The 19521-nt window shown below is 70.5% G+C and carries 19 protein-coding genes; 13 read left to right on the forward strand and 6 right to left on the reverse strand.

The genetic code is table 11. The features are described from left to right. Positions 1 to 9 precede the first annotated feature (9 nt). Positions 10 to 801, reverse strand: coding sequence for a PaaX family transcriptional regulator (locus CHC09_RS14110; RefSeq protein WP_239138298.1), 792 nt, complete (start codon positions 799 to 801; stop codon positions 10 to 12). A gap of 112 nt (positions 802 to 913) precedes the next feature. Here CHC09_RS14110 and CHC09_RS14115 point away from each other — a divergent pair, with 112 nt between their 5' ends. From CHC09_RS14115 to CHC09_RS14140, 6 genes are read left to right on the forward strand one after another with little or no spacing between them, the layout of a single operon-like run. Next, complete coding sequence (locus CHC09_RS14115) at positions 914 to 2083, forward strand: ABC transporter substrate-binding protein (protein ID WP_089293515.1); 1170 nt, start codon at positions 914 to 916, stop codon at positions 2081 to 2083. Further along, positions 2080 to 2844: an ABC transporter ATP-binding protein gene (locus CHC09_RS14120; RefSeq protein WP_089293516.1), complete on the forward strand. Its 765-nt coding sequence runs from the start codon at positions 2080 to 2082 to the stop codon at positions 2842 to 2844. The genes CHC09_RS14115 and CHC09_RS14120 overlap by 4 nt, the downstream gene beginning before the upstream one ends. 8 nt (positions 2845 to 2852) lie before the next feature. Next, positions 2853 to 3500 (forward strand): ABC transporter ATP-binding protein, encoded by a 648-nt coding sequence (locus CHC09_RS14125; RefSeq protein WP_244911599.1) that lies wholly within the window; start codon positions 2853 to 2855, stop codon positions 3498 to 3500. Next, the gene (locus CHC09_RS14130) at positions 3500 to 4342 is read left to right on the forward strand and encodes a branched-chain amino acid ABC transporter permease (protein ID WP_089293518.1); all 843 of its coding nucleotides are present in this window, start codon (positions 3500 to 3502) and stop codon (positions 4340 to 4342) included. The genes CHC09_RS14125 and CHC09_RS14130 overlap by 1 nt, the downstream gene beginning before the upstream one ends. Continuing rightward, on the forward strand, positions 4339 to 5268 hold the full coding sequence (locus tag CHC09_RS14135; RefSeq protein ID WP_089293519.1) for a branched-chain amino acid ABC transporter permease: 930 nt from the start codon (positions 4339 to 4341) through the stop codon (positions 5266 to 5268). Before CHC09_RS14130 ends, CHC09_RS14135 begins: the two co-directional genes overlap by 4 nt. After that, positions 5265 to 6581: an alpha/beta fold hydrolase gene (locus CHC09_RS14140; protein ID WP_089293520.1), complete on the forward strand. Its 1317-nt coding sequence runs from the start codon at positions 5265 to 5267 to the stop codon at positions 6579 to 6581. Before CHC09_RS14135 ends, CHC09_RS14140 begins: the two co-directional genes overlap by 4 nt. Positions 6582 to 6604: 23 nt before the next feature. Here CHC09_RS14140 and CHC09_RS14145 read toward each other — a convergent pair whose 3' ends face one another. Further along, positions 6605 to 7099 (reverse strand): nitroreductase/quinone reductase family protein, encoded by a 495-nt coding sequence (locus CHC09_RS14145; RefSeq protein ID WP_143232318.1) that lies wholly within the window; start codon positions 7097 to 7099, stop codon positions 6605 to 6607. A 307-nt stretch (positions 7100 to 7406) separates the two neighbouring features. On the opposite strand from CHC09_RS14145, the gene CHC09_RS14150 reads away from it, so the two are divergent. Further along, positions 7407 to 9014 (forward strand): methyl-accepting chemotaxis protein, encoded by a 1608-nt coding sequence (locus tag CHC09_RS14150; RefSeq protein ID WP_239138297.1) that lies wholly within the window; start codon positions 7407 to 7409, stop codon positions 9012 to 9014. A gap of 54 nt (positions 9015 to 9068) precedes the next feature. Here the strand turns inward: CHC09_RS14150 and CHC09_RS14155 are convergent, their stop codons facing one another. Beyond that, positions 9069 to 10169: a glycoside hydrolase family 19 protein gene (locus tag CHC09_RS14155; protein ID WP_089293522.1), complete on the reverse strand. Its 1101-nt coding sequence runs from the start codon at positions 10167 to 10169 to the stop codon at positions 9069 to 9071. A 145-nt stretch (positions 10170 to 10314) separates the two neighbouring features. Here CHC09_RS14155 and CHC09_RS14160 point away from each other — a divergent pair, with 145 nt between their 5' ends. Continuing rightward, a complete protein-coding gene (locus CHC09_RS14160) occupies positions 10315 to 11511 on the forward strand; it encodes a cysteine desulfurase-like protein (RefSeq protein ID WP_089293523.1) in 1197 nt (398 codons plus the stop codon). Between the two features lie 10 nt (positions 11512 to 11521). Here CHC09_RS14160 and CHC09_RS14165 read toward each other — a convergent pair whose 3' ends face one another. Next, positions 11522 to 12154: a TetR/AcrR family transcriptional regulator gene (locus tag CHC09_RS14165; RefSeq protein ID WP_239138296.1), complete on the reverse strand. Its 633-nt coding sequence runs from the start codon at positions 12152 to 12154 to the stop codon at positions 11522 to 11524. Between the two features lie 63 nt (positions 12155 to 12217). On the opposite strand from CHC09_RS14165, the gene CHC09_RS14170 reads away from it, so the two are divergent. Genes CHC09_RS14170 through CHC09_RS14185 form a run of 4 tightly spaced genes read left to right on the forward strand, consistent with a single transcriptional unit; the run spans position 12218 to position 16509 of the window. Beyond that, positions 12218 to 14221, forward strand: a complete 2004-nt coding sequence (locus CHC09_RS14170; RefSeq protein WP_089293524.1) for a HelD family protein — start codon at positions 12218 to 12220, stop codon at positions 14219 to 14221. A 26-nt stretch (positions 14222 to 14247) separates the two neighbouring features. Continuing rightward, positions 14248 to 15288, forward strand: coding sequence for an aldose epimerase family protein (locus CHC09_RS14175; RefSeq protein WP_089293525.1), 1041 nt, complete (start codon positions 14248 to 14250; stop codon positions 15286 to 15288). A gap of 10 nt (positions 15289 to 15298) precedes the next feature. Further along, positions 15299 to 16129, forward strand: coding sequence for an LLM class F420-dependent oxidoreductase (locus tag CHC09_RS14180; protein WP_089293526.1), 831 nt, complete (start codon positions 15299 to 15301; stop codon positions 16127 to 16129). Continuing rightward, positions 16126 to 16509 (forward strand): TIGR03668 family PPOX class F420-dependent oxidoreductase, encoded by a 384-nt coding sequence (locus CHC09_RS14185; RefSeq protein WP_089293527.1) that lies wholly within the window; start codon positions 16126 to 16128, stop codon positions 16507 to 16509. The genes CHC09_RS14180 and CHC09_RS14185 overlap by 4 nt, the downstream gene beginning before the upstream one ends. Positions 16510 to 16633: 124 nt before the next feature. Here the strand turns inward: CHC09_RS14185 and CHC09_RS14190 are convergent, their stop codons facing one another. After that, entirely contained in the window at positions 16634 to 17320 is a 687-nt protein-coding gene (locus CHC09_RS14190) for a TetR/AcrR family transcriptional regulator (RefSeq protein ID WP_089293528.1), read from the reverse strand. A 99-nt stretch (positions 17321 to 17419) separates the two neighbouring features. On the opposite strand from CHC09_RS14190, the gene CHC09_RS14195 reads away from it, so the two are divergent. Further along, positions 17420 to 18871: an MFS transporter gene (locus CHC09_RS14195; protein WP_089293529.1), complete on the forward strand. Its 1452-nt coding sequence runs from the start codon at positions 17420 to 17422 to the stop codon at positions 18869 to 18871. Positions 18872 to 18946: 75 nt separating this feature from the next. Here CHC09_RS14195 and CHC09_RS14200 read toward each other — a convergent pair whose 3' ends face one another. Next, on the reverse strand, positions 18947 to 19399 hold the full coding sequence (locus CHC09_RS14200) for a nuclear transport factor 2 family protein (protein ID WP_089293530.1): 453 nt from the start codon (positions 19397 to 19399) through the stop codon (positions 18947 to 18949). Positions 19400 to 19521: the final 122 nt, after the last annotated feature.

The following is a 19521-nucleotide window of genomic DNA, read 5'->3' on the forward strand; positions in this document are numbered from 1 at the left end:
CGCGTGGGATCACTCGGCGGACGGGATAGTGTCGAGGAGGGCGGCGGCGATCTCGGCGGCCGGCGTGGCCAGCCGGTCGTTGAGGGCGAAGAACAACTCCTGGGCGGACGCGGCGGGCCAGTCCAGCGGCAGGTGGGGGATCGGCAGCCGGGGATCCCGGCGGATGATCGAGAGCCAGTCGGTGACGAGCCGTAGCTTCGCCGCCAGGGGGTCGGTCGTGACGGCCGGGGACTCCCACCGCGTACGGAAGTCGATGTAGCGGGCCGCGAGCGCCGGAAGATCGTAGGCATGGGAGATCATCTCGGCGATGTCGGTCGCCGGGTCGGCCTCGGCTCGGAAGATCCTTATGTGTGAGCCGAGGCCGAGGTCCGTCAGGACCGGGGTGACGTCCCGGCGGCCCGGTGCGATCCACAGGCCGCCCTGGATCGGCCCGAAGCCCGCCCACGCGAGCTGCGCCCGCAGGTCGTGGCGCTCCCGGCGGCGCTCGGCCGGCAGTGAGAAGGCCAGCAGCGTCCAGGTTCCGTCCCAGTCGTGGTTGACCGCGCCGGTCTCCCAGAGTCGCACCGAGCCGTCGCGCAGGATGCGGGTCGAGCGGTCGGTCAGGTCGAAGTACATGCGGCGGCCGTGCCGCTGCCGGCGCAGCAGCCCGCGGGCACAGAGGCGGGTCAGCGTGGAGCGGGTCGCCTCCTCGGAGACGCCGGCCCGGCCGAGGACCTCGATGACGCTGCCGGAGTAGACGCACACGCCCCGATCGAGCAGGTGGTCGCCGAGGAACGTGAGCATGACCGATGTAGAGCGCACGGGCGCACCGTACCGCCGATGTTGGCAGCATGTGCAGCGATGTCGGGCAATTTATTGACCACCGTCAAAAGCACGCCTAACTTTGCGGCACCCATCGACGAAAGCGGGCGACATGAAACGTCTTCTGTCATCCCTCGCCGCGCTCCTGCTCCTGACACCAACCGCGTGCGGCGGCGACGAAACCGGCGGCGACGGACCTTTGAAGGTCGGCGCGATCCTCTCGCTGACCGGCAACTACGCGCCGCTGGGCAGCGAGGACAAGAAAGCCGTCGACCTCGCCGTCCAGCAGATCAACAGCGCCGGCGGCCTGCTCGGGCGGCAGATCGAGCTGCTGGTCCGCGACGACAAGAGCCAGCCCGACCAGTCCGTGCTCAGCTTCAACGAGCTCAAGGGCAGCGACGTCATCGCGGTGATCGGCTCACCGTTCTCCAACTCCGCGCTGGCGACGATCCCGCAGGTGGACCGCGAGAAGATTCCCTACGTCTCGCTGACCCCCGCGGACGAGCAGGTCAACCCCATCCATCCGGACGTCTTCGTGGTCCCGGCCACCTCCGCGACCTACGCCGACCGGATCCTGCAGTACTACCAGGCGCAGGGGTACACCAGGATCGCCGTCGCGCACGACAGCCGCAGCTCGTACGCGAACGCCGGGACCGCCGGAATGAAGAGCAAGGCCGCGCGGTACGGCATCACCCTCGTCGCCGACGAGGAGTTCCAGACCACCACCACTGAGTTCAGCGCCGTCCTCAACCACGTCAAGGCCGCCGGCGCCCAGGCGCTGACCGTCTGGTCGACCGGCGCGCCCGCGGTCGCCTTCGCCAAGCAGTACGCCACCGCCGGCCTCGGCCTGCCACTGATGTTCACCGGCGCGCAGGCCAGCACGCTCTGGCTCAAACCGGTCGGCGCCGCCGCCGAGGGCGTCTTCGTGGCCAGCTCGATCGCCGTCGTCGGCGACGCCCTGCCCGCCGGCCCGCAAAAATCCGCGATCGAGGAACTCTCCAAACCCTTCACCAGCCAGTACGGCTACCCGCCGCCACAGTTCGCCGCCGACGGCTACACCGGTGTGAAGCTGCTCGCGGCCGCCGTCACCAAGGCGAACAGCGCCGACCGCGACAAGATCCGGGCCGCTTTCGAGGGGCTGACGCTCACCACCCCGAACGGTACGTACGCGTACACCGCCACCGACCACGCCGGCCTGACCGCCGACTTCATCTCGATCAACGTGGTGAAGGACGGCACGTTCGTCGCCACGGACTGGGCCAAGTCGAAGCTGGCCAAGTGACCGCCCTGCTCACGGTCGAGAACGTCACCCGGCGGTTCGGCGGCGTCCACGCGCTGCGCGACGTCGCCCTGGACGTGTGCGAGGGCGAGACGCACGCCGTGATCGGCCCGAACGGCGCCGGCAAGTCCACCCTGTTCAAACTGATCGGCGGGCAGCTGGCCGCCACCGCGGGCACGATCGGCTACGACGGCGCCCGCGTCGACCGGCTGCCGCCGCACCAGCGGGCCCGGCGCGGGATAGCGATCGCGTTCCAGGACGCGCCGGTGTTCCGGGGGATGACGGTCGCCGAGAACGCGATGGTCGGCGCGCACGCGGTCACCCGGGCCGGGCCGCTCGCCGCGATCCTGCGGTCGCCCCGCCACCGCCGTGAGGAGCTCGAGATCCGCGCGGCCGCCGCGGAGGCCCTGAAGCGGGTCGGGCTGGCCGGGTGGGCGGACCGGCCGGCCGAGGACCTGCCGCTCGGCCAGCAGCGGGCGCTGCAACTGGCCCGGGCGCTGTGCGGGCGCCCGCGGCTGTTGCTGCTGGACGAGCCGGCGTCCGGGCTGCGCGGTCCGGAGCGGTCCGCGCTCGCCGAGCTGATCGAGGACCTGCGGGGTTCGGGCCTGTCGATCCTGCTGGTCGAGCACGACGTCGGCTTCGTGGCCCGGCTCGCCGACCGGGTGACCGTTCTCGATCTGGGGCGGGTCATCGCACACGGTACGTTCGCGCGGATCCGCGTGGATCCCGCGGTGATCGCGGCCTACCTGGGCGGCGCCGAATGATCGTCGAGGTGCGGGACCTGACCGTCCGCTACGGCGCGGCGACCGCGCTCGACGGCGTGACCCTGAGCGTGGCGGCGGGCGAGCTGGTCGCGCTGATCGGGCCGAACGGTGCCGGCAAGTCCACGCTGGTCAACGCGCTCTGCGGAATCCGGCGCCCGGCGAGCGGCCGGATCGACGTACGGGGGAGGCTCGCTCTCGTTCCGGAGGGCCGGCACCTCTTCCCCTCCCTGAGCGTCGACGACAACCTGCGGCTCGGCGCCTGGCGCCGACGGGAGCGGGACACGGCGCACATCTATGCCCTGCTGCCGGAGCTGACTCCGCTGCGGGACCGGCCGGCCGGGCGGCTCTCCGGCGGCGAGCAGCAGATGGTCGCCCTCGGACGGGCCCTGATGAGCCGTCCGGATCTCCTGGTGATCGACGAGATGTCCCTCGGCCTGGCCCCGAAGATCGTCGGTAGCCTCGTCGCCCACCTGCGGCAACGCAACGCGGAGGATGGCCTCGCGGTGCTGCTGATCGAGCAGAACGCCCGGCTCGCCCTCGAGCTGTGCACCCGTGCCTACGTCCTCGAGGCCGGCCGGGTCGTCGCCGAGGGTCCGGCCGCGGCGCTCGCCGGCAGCCCCGAGATCGCCGCCGCCTACCTGGGCCTGGAGGCGTGATGGCCGAGCTCGTCCAGTACCTGATCACCGGCGTCGGCGTCGGCTGCGCGTACGCCCTGCTCGGCAGTGGTCTCGTGGTGATCTACCGGGTCACCCGGGTGGTCAACTTCGCGCAGGGCGCCGTCGCGGTGCTGGCCGCCCTCACGGTCACCACGCTGCTCGCGGCCGGCCTCCCGCACGGCCTCGCGGAAGGGCTGGGCGTGCTGCTGGCCGGTGCCGCCGGGCTGCTCACCGGCCTGGTGGCGACCGGCAAGCCGGGAACCACGCCGCAGGCGGCGCTGATCGTCACGCTCGGGCTGGGCGTTCTCGCGTACGCGGTGGAGATCCTGTTCTGGGGCGACCAGCCCCGATCGTTCCCCGGGCTGCCCGGCGCCACCGCCGGCGTACAGACGCATTATCTCCTGATCGCCTCGGTGACCGCGCTGGTCCTGGCCGCGACCGCGGTCCTGTTCGCCCGCACCGACCTGGGCCGGGCGCTCACCGCGACCGCGGAGGACCCGTACGCGGCCCGGATCGTCGGCATCGACGTCGCGCGGATGGGCCTGCTCGCGTTCACCGTCGGCGGTGCGCTCGGCGGCCTGGCCGGGGTGCTGATCACGCCGGTGCAGCAGGTCACCTTCGACAGTGACGTGGCGCTCGTGGTCAACGGCTTCTCCGCGGCGATCCTCGGCAACCTGACCCGCCCCGGACTCACCCTCGCCGGGGGCCTGCTGCTCGGCGTCGTGCAGGCCCTGGCCGGCGGTTACTGGAACACGTCGTACCAGACGGAGGTGGCTTTGATCTTCATGCTGGTCGTGCTCGTCGTCCGCGCCGGTCGCCTGTCCTCGGTGGAGACGGCATGAAGTGGATCATCCTGGTGGCCGCCGGAGTCGTGCCGGTCCTGCTGACCCCGGGGCAGCTCACGGTCTACGTGCTGCTCGGGCTCGCGGCGATGGCGGTGGTCGGGTTGTCGCTGCTGATGGGCTATGCCGGGCAGGTCTCGCTGGGGCAGGCGTCGTTCACCGCGATCGGGGCGTACACCGCCGGGCTGCTCGCCGTGCACGGGATCCCGCCCCTGCTCGGCCTGCTCGCGGCGCCCCTCGGGGCGGCCCTGGCCGCAGTCGTCGTCGGCGTGCCCATCCTGCGCCTGCGCGGCCACCAGCTCGCCTTCGCCACCCTCGCCCTGCAGCTCATCCTGCTCTCGGTGCTCGGCGGCGCCGACTGGGCCGGAGGCGCGATCGGCCTGCAGGGACTGCCCTACCTGTCGATCTTCGGGTTCGAGCTGAACGAGGATCTGGAATACGCCTACCTCGTGCTGGCCGGCGTCGTGCTCACCACGCTGATCACGGCCCTGCTGGTCCGCTCGCGGGTCGGCCGTGGACTGCGGGCGCTGGCCACGGCCCCGGTCGCGGCGGCGGCCAGCGGGGTGCCGGTCGGGGCGTACCGGCTGCTGGTCTTCGCGGTCTCGGCGGCCTTCGCCGGCTTCGCCGGCGGCGTCTACGCCTTCTACGTCGGCTATCTCGCGCCGGGTTCGTTCCCGGTGCTGCTCTCCATCGAGTACGTCGTGATGGCCGTCGTCGGCGGCCTCGGCAGCATCTCCGGCGCCCTGTTCGGCGCCGCCCTCATCACCCTGGTCGTCCAGCTCCTCACCACGCTGGCGACGCGGCCCGGCATGCCGAGTTACGCCCCGAGCGTGCTGTCCTACGCGGTCTACGCCGTGCTGCTGATCGTGATCGTCCTCTTCGTCCCGAGGGGCATCGTCCCCACCCTTCGCCGGAGGTCCCCGTGAAGCGTCTCCTGGCCGTCCTGCCGCTCCTGCTCACACTCTTCGTCCCGATCCCCGCGTACGCCGGAGCCACCCACCACACCGGGACGCTCGCCGACGGGGCGATCTGGATCGCGGACGTCCCCGCCGACTGGCACGGCACCCTGATCCTCTACAGCCACGGCTTCGGCACGCTGACCGCCGCGGACGCCCCGAACGAGGCGACCAGGCAGGCGCTGCTCGCCCGTGGATACGCGCTGGTCGGCTCCTCCTACGACCCGAACGGGTCACTGTGGGCGCTGGAGAGCGCGGCCCGGGACCAGTTCGCCGCCCTGGCCGCCGTCGAGAAGGTCATCGGGCCGGCCCGGACCACCATCGCGCTCGGTGTCTCGATGGGCGGCCTGGTCAGCACCCAGGAGGCGGAGCACGCGCGCGGCGGGCTGGACGCGGTCGTCTCCACCTGCGGGCTGCTCGGCGGTGGTATCGACCTGAACAACTACCAGCTCGACGGGGAGTACGCGCTCGCCCGGCTGCTCGCGCCGGGGCAGGACCTCCCGCTGACCGGATACGCCGGCCCGGCCGACGGTGCGGCGGCGGCGAGCCGGCTGCTGGCGGTCGCGGCCGCGGCCCGGGAAACGGCGGCCGGCCGGGCGCGGGTGGCGCTCGGTACCGCGCTGCTGAACATGCCCACCTGGTCCGCCTCGCAGCCCGCGCCGCCCCGGGACGCCGAAGGGATCGCCCAGGCTCAGTACGAGTGGTTCACCGCGGCGCTGCCGTTCATCATGCCCGCGCGGTACTTCATCGAACTGAGTGCGGGTGGGAACGCCTCCTGGAACACCGGGGTCGACTATGCGGCGGTGCTGGCCCGCTCGCCGTACCGGGACGTCGTCCGCTCCCTGTACCGCGCCGCCGGCCTCGACCTGCGCGCGGACCTCGCCGACCTGACCCGGCACGCCGCGGTGCGGGCCGACCGTGCGGCCGTTGCCGATCTGAGGCGTACCTCAACGGTGAGTGGCCGCCTCGACGTGCCGATGCTGACCATGCACACGGTGTACGACCAGCTTGCTCCCGTGGAGTTCGAGAACCGGTATGCGGGTCAGGCGCGCGGGCCGTTGCTGCGGCAGTCCTATGTGGCTCGGCGCGGGCACTGCGCCTTCACGCCGTCCGAGTTCGTCGCGGCGATCCAGGCCGCCGAGCACCGTGCCGTCACCGGGCGCTGGGATGCGGTGGCGACCACTAGTGGCTTGCAGGAGGCCGCAATTCGTCTGAACCTCGGCGACGCTCCGGCCTTCACCGACTTCCGCCCCGGCCCCCTCGTCAGTCACCGCCACCTCTGAAGTAGCTGGTCCTGATCGTGGTGTCAGCGCAGGGTCAGCCGGAAGGATCTGGCGCCCGCGGCCCACGCGAGGTGCAGGTCGGCCGGGTCAGGATCGCCGTTCCGGTCGAAACCGATCTTGTTGAAGCTGGCGAAGTTGCGGTTGTCGCGCGCGATCACCGCGTAGTCCTCGACCACGGCGTCCTCGTCGGTGTGGACGACGACGTCCGCCAGGCGCCGTTCGCCCTTGTAACGGACCTCCAGCGGAACGTCGGCACGCAGGTTCCGGCCCCAGCCGAACGGGGTCCCGATCAGCAGAGTGCCCTCGTGCCGGGTGTAGGCGACCGGGACGGCGTAGAGCTTCCCGGACTTGCGCCCCACCACGTACAAAGTGATCAGACGTTTTCCGATCCCGCGCGACACCAGTGGGATCCGCAGGAGGGTCCGGACGATCGAGTTCGCGACGCCTTGCAGTGCGAGAGTTTGGGCCCTGCCGGAGGAACCGGCGTCTGGCCGGTCCTCGGAACGTTCGTCCGCCATAGGGCGACTCTCCCGTATCGCGGGGACCTCGGCAAGCATCGCCCCGGTGGCCCTCGAGTCGCCTTGACGGCGGCCGCGCCCTCGAATGCCGGTTTTGGTCACCGCTGGCCCGGGCTGGGTCTAGCCTCAGGGGTGTGGCGCCTTCAACCATTTTCCGCTGAGCGCCCAGGCTCCCACACCCGATTCCACGGGTGCTGGCTGGGAGAGCTGACGGTGGGCACGAATATCGGCTGAATATGCCCAAAGCGGCCTGGACATGGAGAGAGGAAGCGAAGCCTCCATGAGTGCGTCAGACAGCACGATGAAAATGTCCGCGACACCCGCGCGACGGCGCTCGTTCAACGACCTCAGCGTCAGCATCAAAATTCTCAGCGCGGTGGCGGTGTCGTCGCTCGTCGCATTGATCATCAGCATCCTGGGTTTGAAAGAGCTGAGCGACACCAACGAGCGCGCCGAGTGGCTGTACTCCAGCAACGTCGCCAGCATCAACGCGTTGTCGGACATCAAGACGGCTTTTGCGAAGACCCGCCTCGATCTGACCTCGCACGTGGTCTTCCCGGACCAGGCGGCCAAGACCGAGTATCAAGAGGCGTTCGCCGCCGATCAGAAGTTGACGCAGGCGGCCTTCGCCGCCTACCGCGCCAGCCACCCGGCCAACAGCATGGCGACCATCGAGAAGCTGGAGGCCGGCTACAGCGACTACGTGAAGCTCGGTACGCAGAAGCTCATCCCGGCGAGCGAGCGCAACGACCTCGCCACCTGGCGGCAGGTCCGAAACGACGAAGTGACCCCGCTGGCGAAGACAGCGACCCAACTCCTCGCTCAGATGGGCGCCACCGAGACCGCCGACGCCAAGAAGAACGCCGACGCGGCCCGGTCGTCGTACGAGTCCAGCCGCACCATTTTGATCGTCATTCTCGTGGTCGGGCTGATAGTCGCGGTCGGGCTGGGCGTCTTCGTCGCGCGCCAGATCGTCCGCTCGCTGCGTGAGGTTCACGCCGTGTGCGACAGCCTCGCCGACGGTGACCTGACGCATACCGCCGGGCTGAACTCTCTCGACGAGCCGGGACGGATGGGTCGCGCGCTCGACACCGCGGTGGACAACCTGCGACGGACCGTCACCGACCTCGGCGGGTCCGCGGTCACGCTCGCCGGCGCGTCGGAGGAACTGTCCGTGATCAGCGCACAGCTGCAGACCGGTGCCGCCGACGCCGCGACACAGGCCAGCGCGGCATCGCAGGGCACCGAGGACGTCAACTCCGGGGTGCAGACGATCGCGGCGGGCGCGGAGCAGATGAGCGCGTCGATCGCCGAGATCGCCAGCAGCGCCGGGCAGGCCGCGCAGGTCGCGAATCAGGCCATGAGCGTCGCCGAACGCACCACCGCGCAGGTCGCTGAGCTGGGCACGGCCAGCGCCGAGATCGGCGACGTGGTCAAGCTGATCACCGTGATCGCCGAGCAGACCAACCTGCTGGCCCTGAACGCCACGATCGAGGCCGCCCGCGCGGGCGAACTCGGCAAGGGTTTCGCGGTCGTGGCCGGCGAGGTCAAGGACCTGGCGCAGCAGACCGCCAAGGCCACCGACGAGATCACCAGCCGGATCGCGGCGATCCAGGCCTCCAGCGGCACCGCCACCGAGGCGATCAGCGAGATCACCCAGGTCATCCAGCAGATCAGCGACTACACCACGACGATCGCCTCGGCCGTGGAGGAGCAGACCGCCACCACCTCGGAGATGAGCCGCTCCGTGGCCGACGTCGCCGCGAACAGCGGGAGCCTGGCCGGCACCGTCGCCCATGTCGCCCAGGTCGCCACCGCCACCGCCGACGGCGCCAGCTCGACCCAGCAGGCCGCGGTCGACCTGACCCGGCTCTCCAACGAGCTGGCCAGCATCGTCAGCAGGTTCCGCAGCTGAAACGCAACGGGGGTACGGCCACCGGCCGTACCCCCGATCATCTCGCCAGCCGGATCAGCAGGAGAGGTTGCCGCCGGGGCTCACGCCCAGGATGCTGGTGAACCGGTTGTAAGCGTCCACTCGGCTCTGCACCTGGGCGGGATTGCCGCCGTTGCACTCGAGCGAGCCGTTGATGCTGCGGATGGTCTCACCGAAACCGCGGCTGTTGGCCATGGCCTCGTGCGGGGTCATCGTGCCCGGGCCCCGCTGGGTCATCCAGTACCAGACCGCGGTCTGGTACGCGACCGACGCCTCGTTCTTGACGCGGTCAGGGTTGTTGAGCAGGTCGATGCCGAGCGCGTCGCCGGCCGCCTTGTAGTTGAAGTTCCAGCTCAGCTGGATCGGCCCGCGACCGTGGTACGCGCTCTGCCCGGCCGGGCACCCGTACGACTGGCTCCGGTCACAGTAGAGCGGCCAGTTCGCCTGGTTGATCTCCTCGACGTAGACCAGGCCACCGGACTCGTGGTTGACGTTCGCCAGGAACGCCGCGGCCTCCTGCTTCTTGACGGTGTCGCTGCCGGTGGTGGTGAACGCCGGGAACTTCTTGATCGCGTCGATCAGGCCGGCGTACGAGTAGAACCCGATCCGGTTCGGGAACATCTGGTTGAACTGCGCCTCGCTGACCGGGAAGCCACCGGTTCCGCCGGTGGGCGGCGGGGTGGTGGTGCCACCGCCGGTGCAGGTGTACGGCGACCAGTACCAGGTGCTGATGACCGGGTCGTAGCCCGGGTTCTCGTGCGACGCCTGGTAGTACAGCCCGTTGGTGTAGCGCACGATCGAGCCGGCCGCGTAGTACTGCCCGGCGACCCAGTTCGGGTAGTTACAGCTCGTGCCGCCGGTCGGAGGCGTTGTTCCGCCGCCGCCGCAGGCGCCGTTGTCGCTCCACACGCCGGAGCCGCCGGTGCTGGGCGCCTCGCCCTGGGTCCACCACTTGGCGGTCCAGTTGTGGCTGTTGTACGAGGCGCGCATGTTGCCGGTGTAGACCGCCGAGCTGCTGTATGCGGCGACGCAGGCCTCGGCGGCGTTCGACGCGGTCATCGGGAGGATCGCCGCGGCGGCGCCGGCCACGGCGACGCTCACCGCGGCCACAATCGACAGAAGCCGTCTTCTGGGCATAGTTCACCTTCCATGCGTCGGGGGACGCATTGGAGCGAGGGGGATAAGAGGTATATGGACTCAACTAGATGCCGTGCCACGAAGTCAAGATTTCTGTAAAGAAACTTCATCATTTGTTACGGGGCGGCTCCGGGATACTGTCCACATGATCTTCGACGTGGCCGCGCTCCGGGCGCACTTCCCCTCCCTCGACCACGGCATCGCCTTCTTCGACGGGCCGGGCGGTACTCAGACGCCGCGCCAGGTCGCCGAGGCGATCGTCGCGACGATGACCCAGCCGATCTCCATCCGCGGAACGGCCGGGCCGTCCGAGCGGAACGCCGAACGGTCCGTCACGGATTTCCGCGCCGCCTACGGCGACCTGCTCAACGTGCCCGCGGCCGGCGTCGTCCACGGCCGCAGCGCCACCCAGCTCACCTACGACTTCTCGCGGCACCTGGCCAAGACCTGGCGGCCCGGCGACGAGATCGTCCTGAGCCGCCTCGAGCATGACAGCAATGTCCGCCCATGGATCCAGGCGGCCGAGCACGCCGGGGTGACGACCCGCTGGATCGAACTGGACGGACCGAACCTCGACCTGGACTCCTACCGGCGGGCGCTGTCGTCGCGCACCCGGCTGGTCGCGGTGACGGCCGCGTCGAACGTGCTCGGCACCATCCCGCCGGTGCGCCGGATCGCCGACCTGGCGCACGAGGCCGGCGCGCTGGTGTTCGTGGACGGGGTGCACTACACGCCACATGAGCTGGTGGATGTGCCGGGGCTGGGCGCGGACCTCTTCGTCTGCTCGCCGTACAAGTTCTTCGGCCCGCACTGCGGGGTCCTCGCCGGGGATCCCGCGCTGCTGGAGACGATCAGGCCGGACAAGCTGCTGCCGTCGTCGGACGCGGTTCCGGAGCGGTTCGAGTTCGGAGCGCTGCCGTACGAGATGCTGGCCGGCGCCACGGCGGCTGTGGACTTCCTTGCCGGTATCGCGCCCGGCTCGGGGCGGACGCGTCGTGAGCGGCTGGCGTGCTCGCTGGCGGCGGTGCACGAGCACGAGCTGGGGCTGCGAAATCGGCTGGAGGAGGGGCTGGGCGCTCTGGGCGACGCGGTGACGGTGCATTCGACGGCGGCGGGCCGTACGCCCACGGTTTTGATGACCTTGGAGGGCCGCGACGCGGGTGAGGCGAAGGTTCATCTCGCGGCGCGCGACATTCTCGCCCCGGCCGGATCGTTCTACGCGTACGAACCCTTCACTGCCCTGAAGTTGACCGACCCCGCGCTCCGGGTCGGCCTGGCCCCGTACAACACCAGCGACGAGATCGACCGCTTCCTCACCGGCCTCGCCGACTTTCTCCGATAGCGAGTTCGGCTCAACCTTCGCGGGACAGCCGTAGGCCGGTCCTGAGCTGTTCGAAGGCGCCGTCGGCGGCCGCCACCGCGGCGGGGTGGTGGGATGCGGCGGACTCGCCGGTCGTCAGGCGGTGCCAGTTGTCACGGGCCAGGACCCGCTGGACGGCCAGGATCTGAGCCGCGGCCAGGCGCGCGGTGAGCCGGTCGGGTGTGAGCGGCACCAGCGCCTCGGCGAGGCCCTCCTCGTCCCGGAGCTGGTAGTCGTGCACCCGCGTGGCGAGGCTCGGCGTCGAGAAGACAAGATCATGAAAGGCGAGCACCTCCGGTACGTCGTTCAGCCCGGTCACCGGATCGCGTGCGGCGAGCCCGTCCACGAAGTGCAGGTGCAGGGCGTCGACGGCGGACTGGCCGTCGGCGCGGGCCGTGACGACGCGGGCGGGCTCGCCGGCGTGGTCGGCGAACCGGTGCAGGACCAGGTCCTCCTTCGACGGGAAGTAGCGGAACAGGGTCGGCTTGGAGATCTCCGCGGCGGCCGCGATGTCGTTGACGGAGACCCGGTCGAAGCCGTCCTTGAGGAACATCCCGATCGCGGTCTCGGACACCGCGTCGAACGTGCGCTGCTTCTTCAGCTCGCGCAGCCCTTTCTCGCTCACCGCCCGACAATATCACTCGGTTAAACTTGTAACCCGGTTACGTTTTTAACTAGGTTGTGTCTCATGGCAGGTCTTGAAGATGAGCTGGAGTTCCTCGACCGCGTCCACGCCGCGCAGGCCTGGATGCTCGACCACGCCCGGATGCGGGTCACGACCGGCGAGCAGGTCGCGGGAGACCGGTACACGGCGGAGACGCTCGGCCGGATGCTGAAGAGCTACGTGAAGGAGCTGGCCGAGGAGCCGGACGGCGCGCCCTACTTCGGGCGGCTGGGCTTCGAGGACACGCCCGCCGCCGGCGATCACCGGAACCAGCGGTACCACATCGGGCGCCGGCGGATCGCCGGAGAACATGGCCCGCCGCTGGTGATCGACTGGCGGGCGCCCGTGTCGTCGCTGTTCTACCAGGCCGGCGTGGGCGATCGGCGCGGCGTCTCGGTGCGGCGGCGGTACGGGTGGACGAGCCGGCCCCCGATCCGCCTCACCGGTTTCGAGGACGAGCGTCTCGACCACGGCGAGGAGCTCGGCACGACCAGCCGGCTGCTCGCCGAGGAGATCGAGCGGCCCCGGGTCGGGCCGATGCGGGACATCGTGGCGACCATCCAGCCGGAGCAGGACGAACTGGTCCGGGCCGATCTCGATCAGTCACTGTGCGTGCAGGGCGGGCCGGGAACCGGGAAGACCGCGGTCGGCCTGCACCGGGCCGCGTACCTGCTCTACGCGCACCGGCGGCAGCTCAAGCGCACCGGCGTGCTGGTGGTCGGGCCGAACCCGGCCTTTCTGGACTACATCTCCGCGGTGCTGCCGGCGCTCGGGGAGGTGGACGTGCGGCAGTGCACCCTGGAGGACCTGCTCGCGTCGACTCCGGTGCGCGGGACCGACACGGATGAGGCCGCGCTGGTCAAGCACGACGCCCGGATGGCCGAGGTGGTGCGGCGGGCGCTGGCCGGGCTGATCGGGCAGCCGGCCGAGGGGATCGTCCTGCCCGACGGGTCGTACCGGCTGCGGGTCGCAGTTTCCGCGCTGGCCCGCGAGTTGGCGCTGGTCCGGTCCGAGGACCTGCCGTACGGCGTGGGCCGCGAACGTTTCCGCACCCGCATCGTCGCCCTGCTGCAGCGACAGCTGGAATATCACGGCGAGTCACCCAACCGGAAGTGGCTGGACCGGACCGGCCGGTCGCGTCCGGTGACCGGGGTGCTCGACCGGTGCTGGCCGAGAGTCCGTCCCGAGGAACTGCTCGCCACCCTGCTCGGTGACGCCTCCGCCCTGAAAGCCGCCGCCGACGGCATCCTGACCGGAACCGAGCAGGCGGCGCTGCTCTGGGCGCGGCCACCGCGCAGCTTCAAGAGCGCCAAGTGGTCGGCGGCCGACCTGGTGCTGCTCGACGAGATCGCCGGGGCGATCCAGCATCCGGAGGGATTCGGGCACATCGTGGTCGACGAGGCACAGGACCTGTCGCCGATGCAGTGCCGGGCGCTCGCGCGGCGCAGCCGGCACGGGTCACTGACCGTGCTGGGCGATCTGGCCCAGGGCACCAGCGCGTGGGCCGCCGCGGAGTGGGGCGCTCAGCTCACCCACCTGGGGAAGCCGGACGCCCCGGTCACGGCCCTCACGCTCGGTTTCCGCGTTCCGGCGGTCGTGCTGTCGTACGCCAATCGGCTCCTGCCGCGGTTGAAGGTCGCCGTTCCGGCGGCGCGATCGGTGCGCGCCGACGGCGAGCTGAACGTGCGGGCGGTCCCGGATCTCGGCGTGGCCGTCCTCGGCCACGTCCGGGCGGCGCTCGACCAGGAGGGCTCGATCGCGGTGATCGCGACAGCCGGGCGGATCGCCGCGCTGCCCGGGATCGACGACCCCGACGGCCGGGTGACGCTGCTGCCGGCCACGCTGGCGAAGGGGCTCGAGTTCGACCACGTGGTGGTCGTCGAGCCGGCCGAGATCGTCGCCGCCGAGCCCCGTGGCCTGCACCGACTCTATGTCGTACTCACCCGCGCGGTCTCCCGGCTGGATGTCCTGCATACCGGCGATTCGGCGTCGGATGTCCGGATAGTCCCGGAGCCTCCGTTGTCATGACCGGCGCGGCGGCGTAAAACCAGATCATGACGAGTATCGACAGCACTCCGTTCGGTGAACTCCCCGACGGGACCAAGATCGAGAAGTGGACGCTGGCCGGGGCGGGCGGAGCGTCGGTGTCGATCCTCACGTGGGGCGCGACGATCCAGTCCGTCCTGGTCCCGGACCGTGACGGCCGCCTGGGCAACGTCGCGCTCGGCTTCGCGGACCTCGCCGGCTACACCGACCCGGCCAACCCGTACTTCGGCGCCACCGTCGGTCGCTACGCGAACCGGATCGCCGGCGGCGCGTTCACTCTGGAGGGTCAGACCTTCAAGGTCACTCAGAACGAGGGGCAGAACACCCTGCACGGCGGGGCGCAAGGTTTCGACAAGCGCGTCTGGTCCGCCTCGGCGGCCGATTCCGGCGTACGGATGAGCTACACCTCCCCGGACGGTGAGGAGGGCTTCCCCGGCACCGTCGAGACGACCGTGACCTTCACCCTCGACGACCGCAACCGCCTGCACATCGAATACCGCGCGACGACCGACCAGACCACGATCGTCAACCTGACCAACCACACTTACTGGAACCTCGCGGGGGAGGGCAGCGGCACGGTCGACGACCACCTGCTGCGGGTCAACGCCGCGCACTACACCCCGGTCGACAGCACGCTGATCCCGACCGGTGAGCTGGCGCCGGTGGCCGGCACCCCGTTCGACTTCCGCGCCTTCCACCCGATCGGTGAACGGCTGCGCGACGACCACCCGCAGCTGGCCGCCGGCCGCGGCTACGACCACAACTATGTCCTCATCGGCACCGTGGCGGCGGTGGTGCGTGACCCGGGGAACGGCCGGCAGCTCACCATCGAGACCACCGAACCCGGCCTGCAGTTCTACGCCGGCAACTTCCTCGACGGAAAGCTCCGCGGCACGTCCGGCCGCCAGTACCGCCAGGGCGACGCCTTCGCCCTGGAGACCCAGCACTTCCCGGACAGCCCCAACCAGCCGTCCTTCCCGTCCACGATGCTGCGCCCCGGCGAGACCTATACGTCCACTACCGTCCACGCTTTCTCGATCTTCGAATAGCGTTACGGGCATGGAGTTCGGTGTCGGATATTTCCCTACGCATGACGCGGTACGGCCCGGGGAGGTGGCGCGGCGGGTCGAAGAGCGCGGCCAGGACGCGCTCTTCTTCGCCGAGCACACCCACATCCCGGCGAGCCGGGAGAGCCCCTGGGAGGGCGGGCCGCTGCTGCCACGGAAGTACTGGCACACGTACGACCTGTTCGTCGCGCTGACCGACGCCGCCGCCGCAACGAAGCGGCTGCGGATCGGCAGCGGGGTGTGCCTGGTCGTCGAGCGGGACCCGATCACCACGGCCAAGGAGGTGGCCTCGATCGACCACCTCTCCGGCGGCCGGTTCGAGTTCGGCGTCGGCGCCGGGTGGAACCGGGAGGAGATGGCGAACCACGGGACCGATCCGCGTACCCGGATGCGGCTGCTCGGCGAGCGGGTCCGGGCCATGCAGGCGATCTGGACCCAGGAGGAGGCGTCGTTCGCCGGGCGGTTCGTGAACTTCGAACGGATCTGGTCGTGGCCCAAACCGGCCCAGAAACCGTGGCCGCCCGTGCTCGTCGGCGGGTACGGCCCGACCGTTCTCGACCGGGTGCTGGCCTGGGGCGACGGCTGGTTCCCCAGCTACAACGACGACGACCTGCTGGCAAGGATCGCCGAACTGCGCGCCCGCGCCGAGCGGCCGACGCAGATCCAGGCGATGGGCGTCCCGGCCGACCCGAAGGTCCTGGAACGACTGGAGGCGGCCGGGGTCCACCGGGCGACGGCGTGGCTGCCGTCCGGCCCGTGGAGCGTCGTCGAGGAGAAACTGGCGAAGTGGGAGCACGCGATCGGCGAGTACGGCCGCCGATGACCCCCGCCGAGCGCTTCGCGAGCGCACGGGTGGCGCGCCTCGCCACGGTCACCCCGGCCGGCGCGCCCCACCTGGTCCCGATAGTGTTCGCCCTGGTCGACGACGTGATCGTCACCGCGGTGGACGCCAAACCCAAACGGCACCGGCGGCTGCAGCGGCTCGCCAACATCGCCCACGAGCCACGGGTCAGCGTGCTCGCCGACCACTACGACGATGACGACTGGTCACAGCTGTGGTGGATCCGCGCCGACGGCCTCGCGACGGTCACCGATCAGGTCCAGCCCGCCCTGATCGCCCGGTATCCGCAGTACTCGTCGCAGCCGCCGCCAGGACCGTTCCTGCGCATCCAGGTCACGTCCTGGACAGCCTGGCGCCCCTGACATCCGTTCGCGATCGCCATGGGCCACGGTGCGAACCGGATGTGTCGCCGGCCCGGCGTGCGCCGCGTGGATCCAGCGGGAGCCGCTGCGTGGGCCGGGGTCTGATCCACCAGGCCGTGGTCGATCAGCCCTGTGGGCGCAGGGCGGTGATGCCGGCGAGGATGAGGTCGACGCCGGCGAGGAACTGGGCGCGGTCGTCGTGTTCACGGAACTGGGCCGCGATGTCGTGGAGGAACGGGTAACCGGCCCGGTCGAGGCGCTCCCAGGCGGCCGACTCGGTCTCGAGGAGGGCGGCGCGGTCGCCGTCCGGCTGCTGGGTGCGGGCGTTCGCGGCGTTCGCCGCGTTCTGGCCGGCGGCGCCGAGGATGTAGATCATCAGTGCGGACGCCGACGTGAACTGGGCGGGGGAGGGGACGCCGAGCGCCTGCACCTGCTGCCCGACGCGGTCGAAGAGCTGGAGCGTCACCGACTTCCAGGGGTTGTTGGCGAGCTGCGGGGCGAGCCACGGGTGCTGGTCGATCGCGTCGAACAGGCCGAGGGCGACGGCGCGGATCCGCTCCGCCGGTGAGCCTGCGTGGTCGCCGGTGGTGGCGGCGGAGAGGACGGCGTCGGTGGCGGCGTCGAGCAGTTCGCTCTTGTTCGCGACGTGCCAGTAGATCGCGCCGGGGCCGGTCTTCAGCTGCGCGCTCAGGGCGCGGAAGGTGAGCCCGCTCTCGCCCGCGATGTCGAGCAGTTCGACGGCGGCGTCGACGATGCGCTCCCGGGACAGAGCGTCCTCGCGCCGGTCTGTGTGACGTGCACCCGTTGCCATGCCCCCATCTTGACATGCCTGGAACGCCGTTCCAAACTAGGAATCCTGGAACGGCGTTCCAGAGTTTTGCCAGTTAAGTCGTGTTCGAGGGGGATTCCGATGAGCGTCGATGTTGTGGAAGTGCGTGAGCCGGCGCGAGCCGCCTCCCTGCGGGCCGTCTGGCCGGCGATCCTCGGGCTGGCGGTCGTCTTCCTGGTGGAGATGCTCGACAACTCCGTGCTCAACGTGGCCCTGCCGACCATCGCGCGGGAGCTGAACGCCTCCACGACGGCCCTGCAGTGGATCACCTCGGGTTACTCGCTGCTGTTCGGCGGCCTGATGATCGCGTTCGGCGCGATCGCCGACCGGTACGGCACCCGCAAGATGATGCTGATCGGCCTGACCCTCTTCGCCCTGGCCAACCTCGCCGTGCTCTTCGTGAGCACGCCGGGCCAGCTGATCGCGGTCCGCGCCGCGATCGGGGTCACCGCCGCGATGACCGCGCCCGGCACCATGGCGCTCTGTTTCCGCCTGTTCGACCAGGAGAACCTGCTGATGCGGGCGACGTCGCTGATCGTCACGGTCGGCCTGGTCGGCATGGCGGTCGGCCCGACCGTGGGTGGCCTGATCCTGCAGGTCCTGCCGTGGCAGACGTTGCTCGTGATGAACGTGCCGATCGCCGTGCTCGCCATCGGGTGCATCCGCTTCGGCATCCCCGCCGACGACCCGGCGCACCGCAACCGCTCACCGCTGGACCTGCCCGGCGCCCTGCTCGGCACCGTCACGATCATCCTCGCCCTGTGGACCGCGACCCTCGCTGTCGAGGAGGGCTGGAGCGAGGCCGCACCGTGGCTGGCCGGTGCCGGCGCCGTGCTCGCCGCCGTCGCGTTCGTCGTCCGGGAGCGCCGCACGGCCCACCCGATGTTCGACTTCAAGCTGCTCAAGCGCCCGGCCGTCTCGGCCAGCCTCGCCTACGAGGCGGCGCTCGGCCTCGGCATGGCCGTCATCGGCTTCACCGTCACCCTGCAACTGCAGTTGGTCTGGGGCTGGTCGCCGGCCCAGGCAGCGCTCGGCAACCTGCCGCAGGTCGTCGTGATGCTCGCGATGGGCCCGTTCGTGGAGAAGTTCGTCGACAAGCTCGGTACGCACCGGGCCGGGGTCCTCGGCGCCTCGTCGTTCCTGCTCGGCCTGCTCATCTACGGTGTCCTCGGCCGGCAGGGGTACATGTGGATCGCGATCGCCCTGGCGCTCACCGCCGCCGGAATGCGCGTCGTCGCGACCATCGCCGGTGTCACCGTGATGCGCGGGCTGCCGGAGGACCAGACCTCGATCGGCGCGGCCATGAGCGACACCAGTCAGGAGGTCGCTGGCAGCGTCGGCATGGCCGTCACCGGCACGATCGTCGCCGCGGCCCTCGGCGGCTCGCTGATCACCGTGGGCGTCAGCCCGGCCGGCATCCACACCTTCGAGAACGCGGTCACCACGGCGACCCTGGTACTCACGGCCCTCTGCGCCGGGCTGATCGTGTGGGCCGCCCGCCGCAGCGCCAAGTCCACCGAGACCGCCGCTTGACGAGCCGGTCGGCGAGCCGACGTGCTGACGCCTCCGCCGTCGCGGCGGAGGCGTCAGCATGAGCTGAGAGCTCGCTCATTCCCCGGGTGGCGGAGGCGGCGCGTGGCCCGCCAGGGGAGTGGTGTCGAGGTACCTGATCTCGTAGGCCCGCTCGGCGAATCGCCAACCGTCCGGGGTACGGCGATAACGATCGTGATAGACGGCGTAGTTGACGCCCTGCTGGCCGTTGCGCAGGCTGACGATCTCCTGCATGTAGGCGCGGCCGCTGGCGGTGTCGCCGTCGATCCGGATGATGCCCGGGTGGGTGTTCTGCACGAAGAAGTCCCACTGCGCCTGGAGCCGCTCGCCGCCGGTGCGGATCTCCTCCCGGCCGGTCAGTTTGACGCCGGCCTCGGGTATCCGCATGACGCCGTCCGGGGTGAACAGGGATGCGAGGCGGGCGCGGTCCCGCATCATCACCGCGTCGGTGAACTCACCGCGAAGCGCGTCGATCTCGACGCGGTCGGCGATCGCCTGAAAGTCGCTCATCGACTTCCTCCATTCCGTCTGCCGTTACGACGCGGCGGCCGCCCGGAATGTGACGGCAGAGCGGGCGTGGAGGTCACGGCCCCGGCTGGTCCTGATCGTGGTGTCAGTGGACTCGATACCAC

Origin of the sequence: Actinoplanes regularis (assembly GCF_900188005.1) — a bacterium.
Taxonomy (GTDB): Bacteria; Actinomycetota; Actinomycetes; order Mycobacteriales; family Micromonosporaceae; genus Actinoplanes; species Actinoplanes regularis.

Coding starts and splice junctions, on each gene's coding strand:
- CHC09_RS14190 (WP_089293528.1), bottom strand. CDS start 17,320: ATGGCAACGGGTGCACGTCACACAGACCGGCGCGAGGACGCTCTGTCC.
- CHC09_RS14175 (WP_089293525.1), top strand. CDS start 14,248: ATGACGAGTATCGACAGCACTCCGTTCGGTGAACTCCCCGACGGGACC.
- CHC09_RS14195 (WP_089293529.1), top strand. CDS start 17,420: ATGAGCGTCGATGTTGTGGAAGTGCGTGAGCCGGCGCGAGCCGCCTCC.
- CHC09_RS14160 (WP_089293523.1), top strand. CDS start 10,315: ATGATCTTCGACGTGGCCGCGCTCCGGGCGCACTTCCCCTCCCTCGAC.
- CHC09_RS14135 (WP_089293519.1), top strand. CDS start 4,339: ATGAAGTGGATCATCCTGGTGGCCGCCGGAGTCGTGCCGGTCCTGCTG.
- CHC09_RS14170 (WP_089293524.1), top strand. CDS start 12,218: ATGGCAGGTCTTGAAGATGAGCTGGAGTTCCTCGACCGCGTCCACGCC.
- CHC09_RS14145 (WP_143232318.1), bottom strand. CDS start 7,099: ATGGCGGACGAACGTTCCGAGGACCGGCCAGACGCCGGTTCCTCCGGC.
- CHC09_RS14200 (WP_089293530.1), bottom strand. CDS start 19,399: ATGAGCGACTTTCAGGCGATCGCCGACCGCGTCGAGATCGACGCGCTT.
- CHC09_RS14115 (WP_089293515.1), top strand. CDS start 914: ATGAAACGTCTTCTGTCATCCCTCGCCGCGCTCCTGCTCCTGACACCA.
- CHC09_RS14155 (WP_089293522.1), bottom strand. CDS start 10,169: ATGCCCAGAAGACGGCTTCTGTCGATTGTGGCCGCGGTGAGCGTCGCC.
- CHC09_RS14130 (WP_089293518.1), top strand. CDS start 3,500: ATGGCCGAGCTCGTCCAGTACCTGATCACCGGCGTCGGCGTCGGCTGC.
- CHC09_RS14185 (WP_089293527.1), top strand. CDS start 16,126: ATGACCCCCGCCGAGCGCTTCGCGAGCGCACGGGTGGCGCGCCTCGCC.
- CHC09_RS14180 (WP_089293526.1), top strand. CDS start 15,299: ATGGAGTTCGGTGTCGGATATTTCCCTACGCATGACGCGGTACGGCCC.
- CHC09_RS14150 (WP_239138297.1), top strand. CDS start 7,407: ATGTCCGCGACACCCGCGCGACGGCGCTCGTTCAACGACCTCAGCGTC.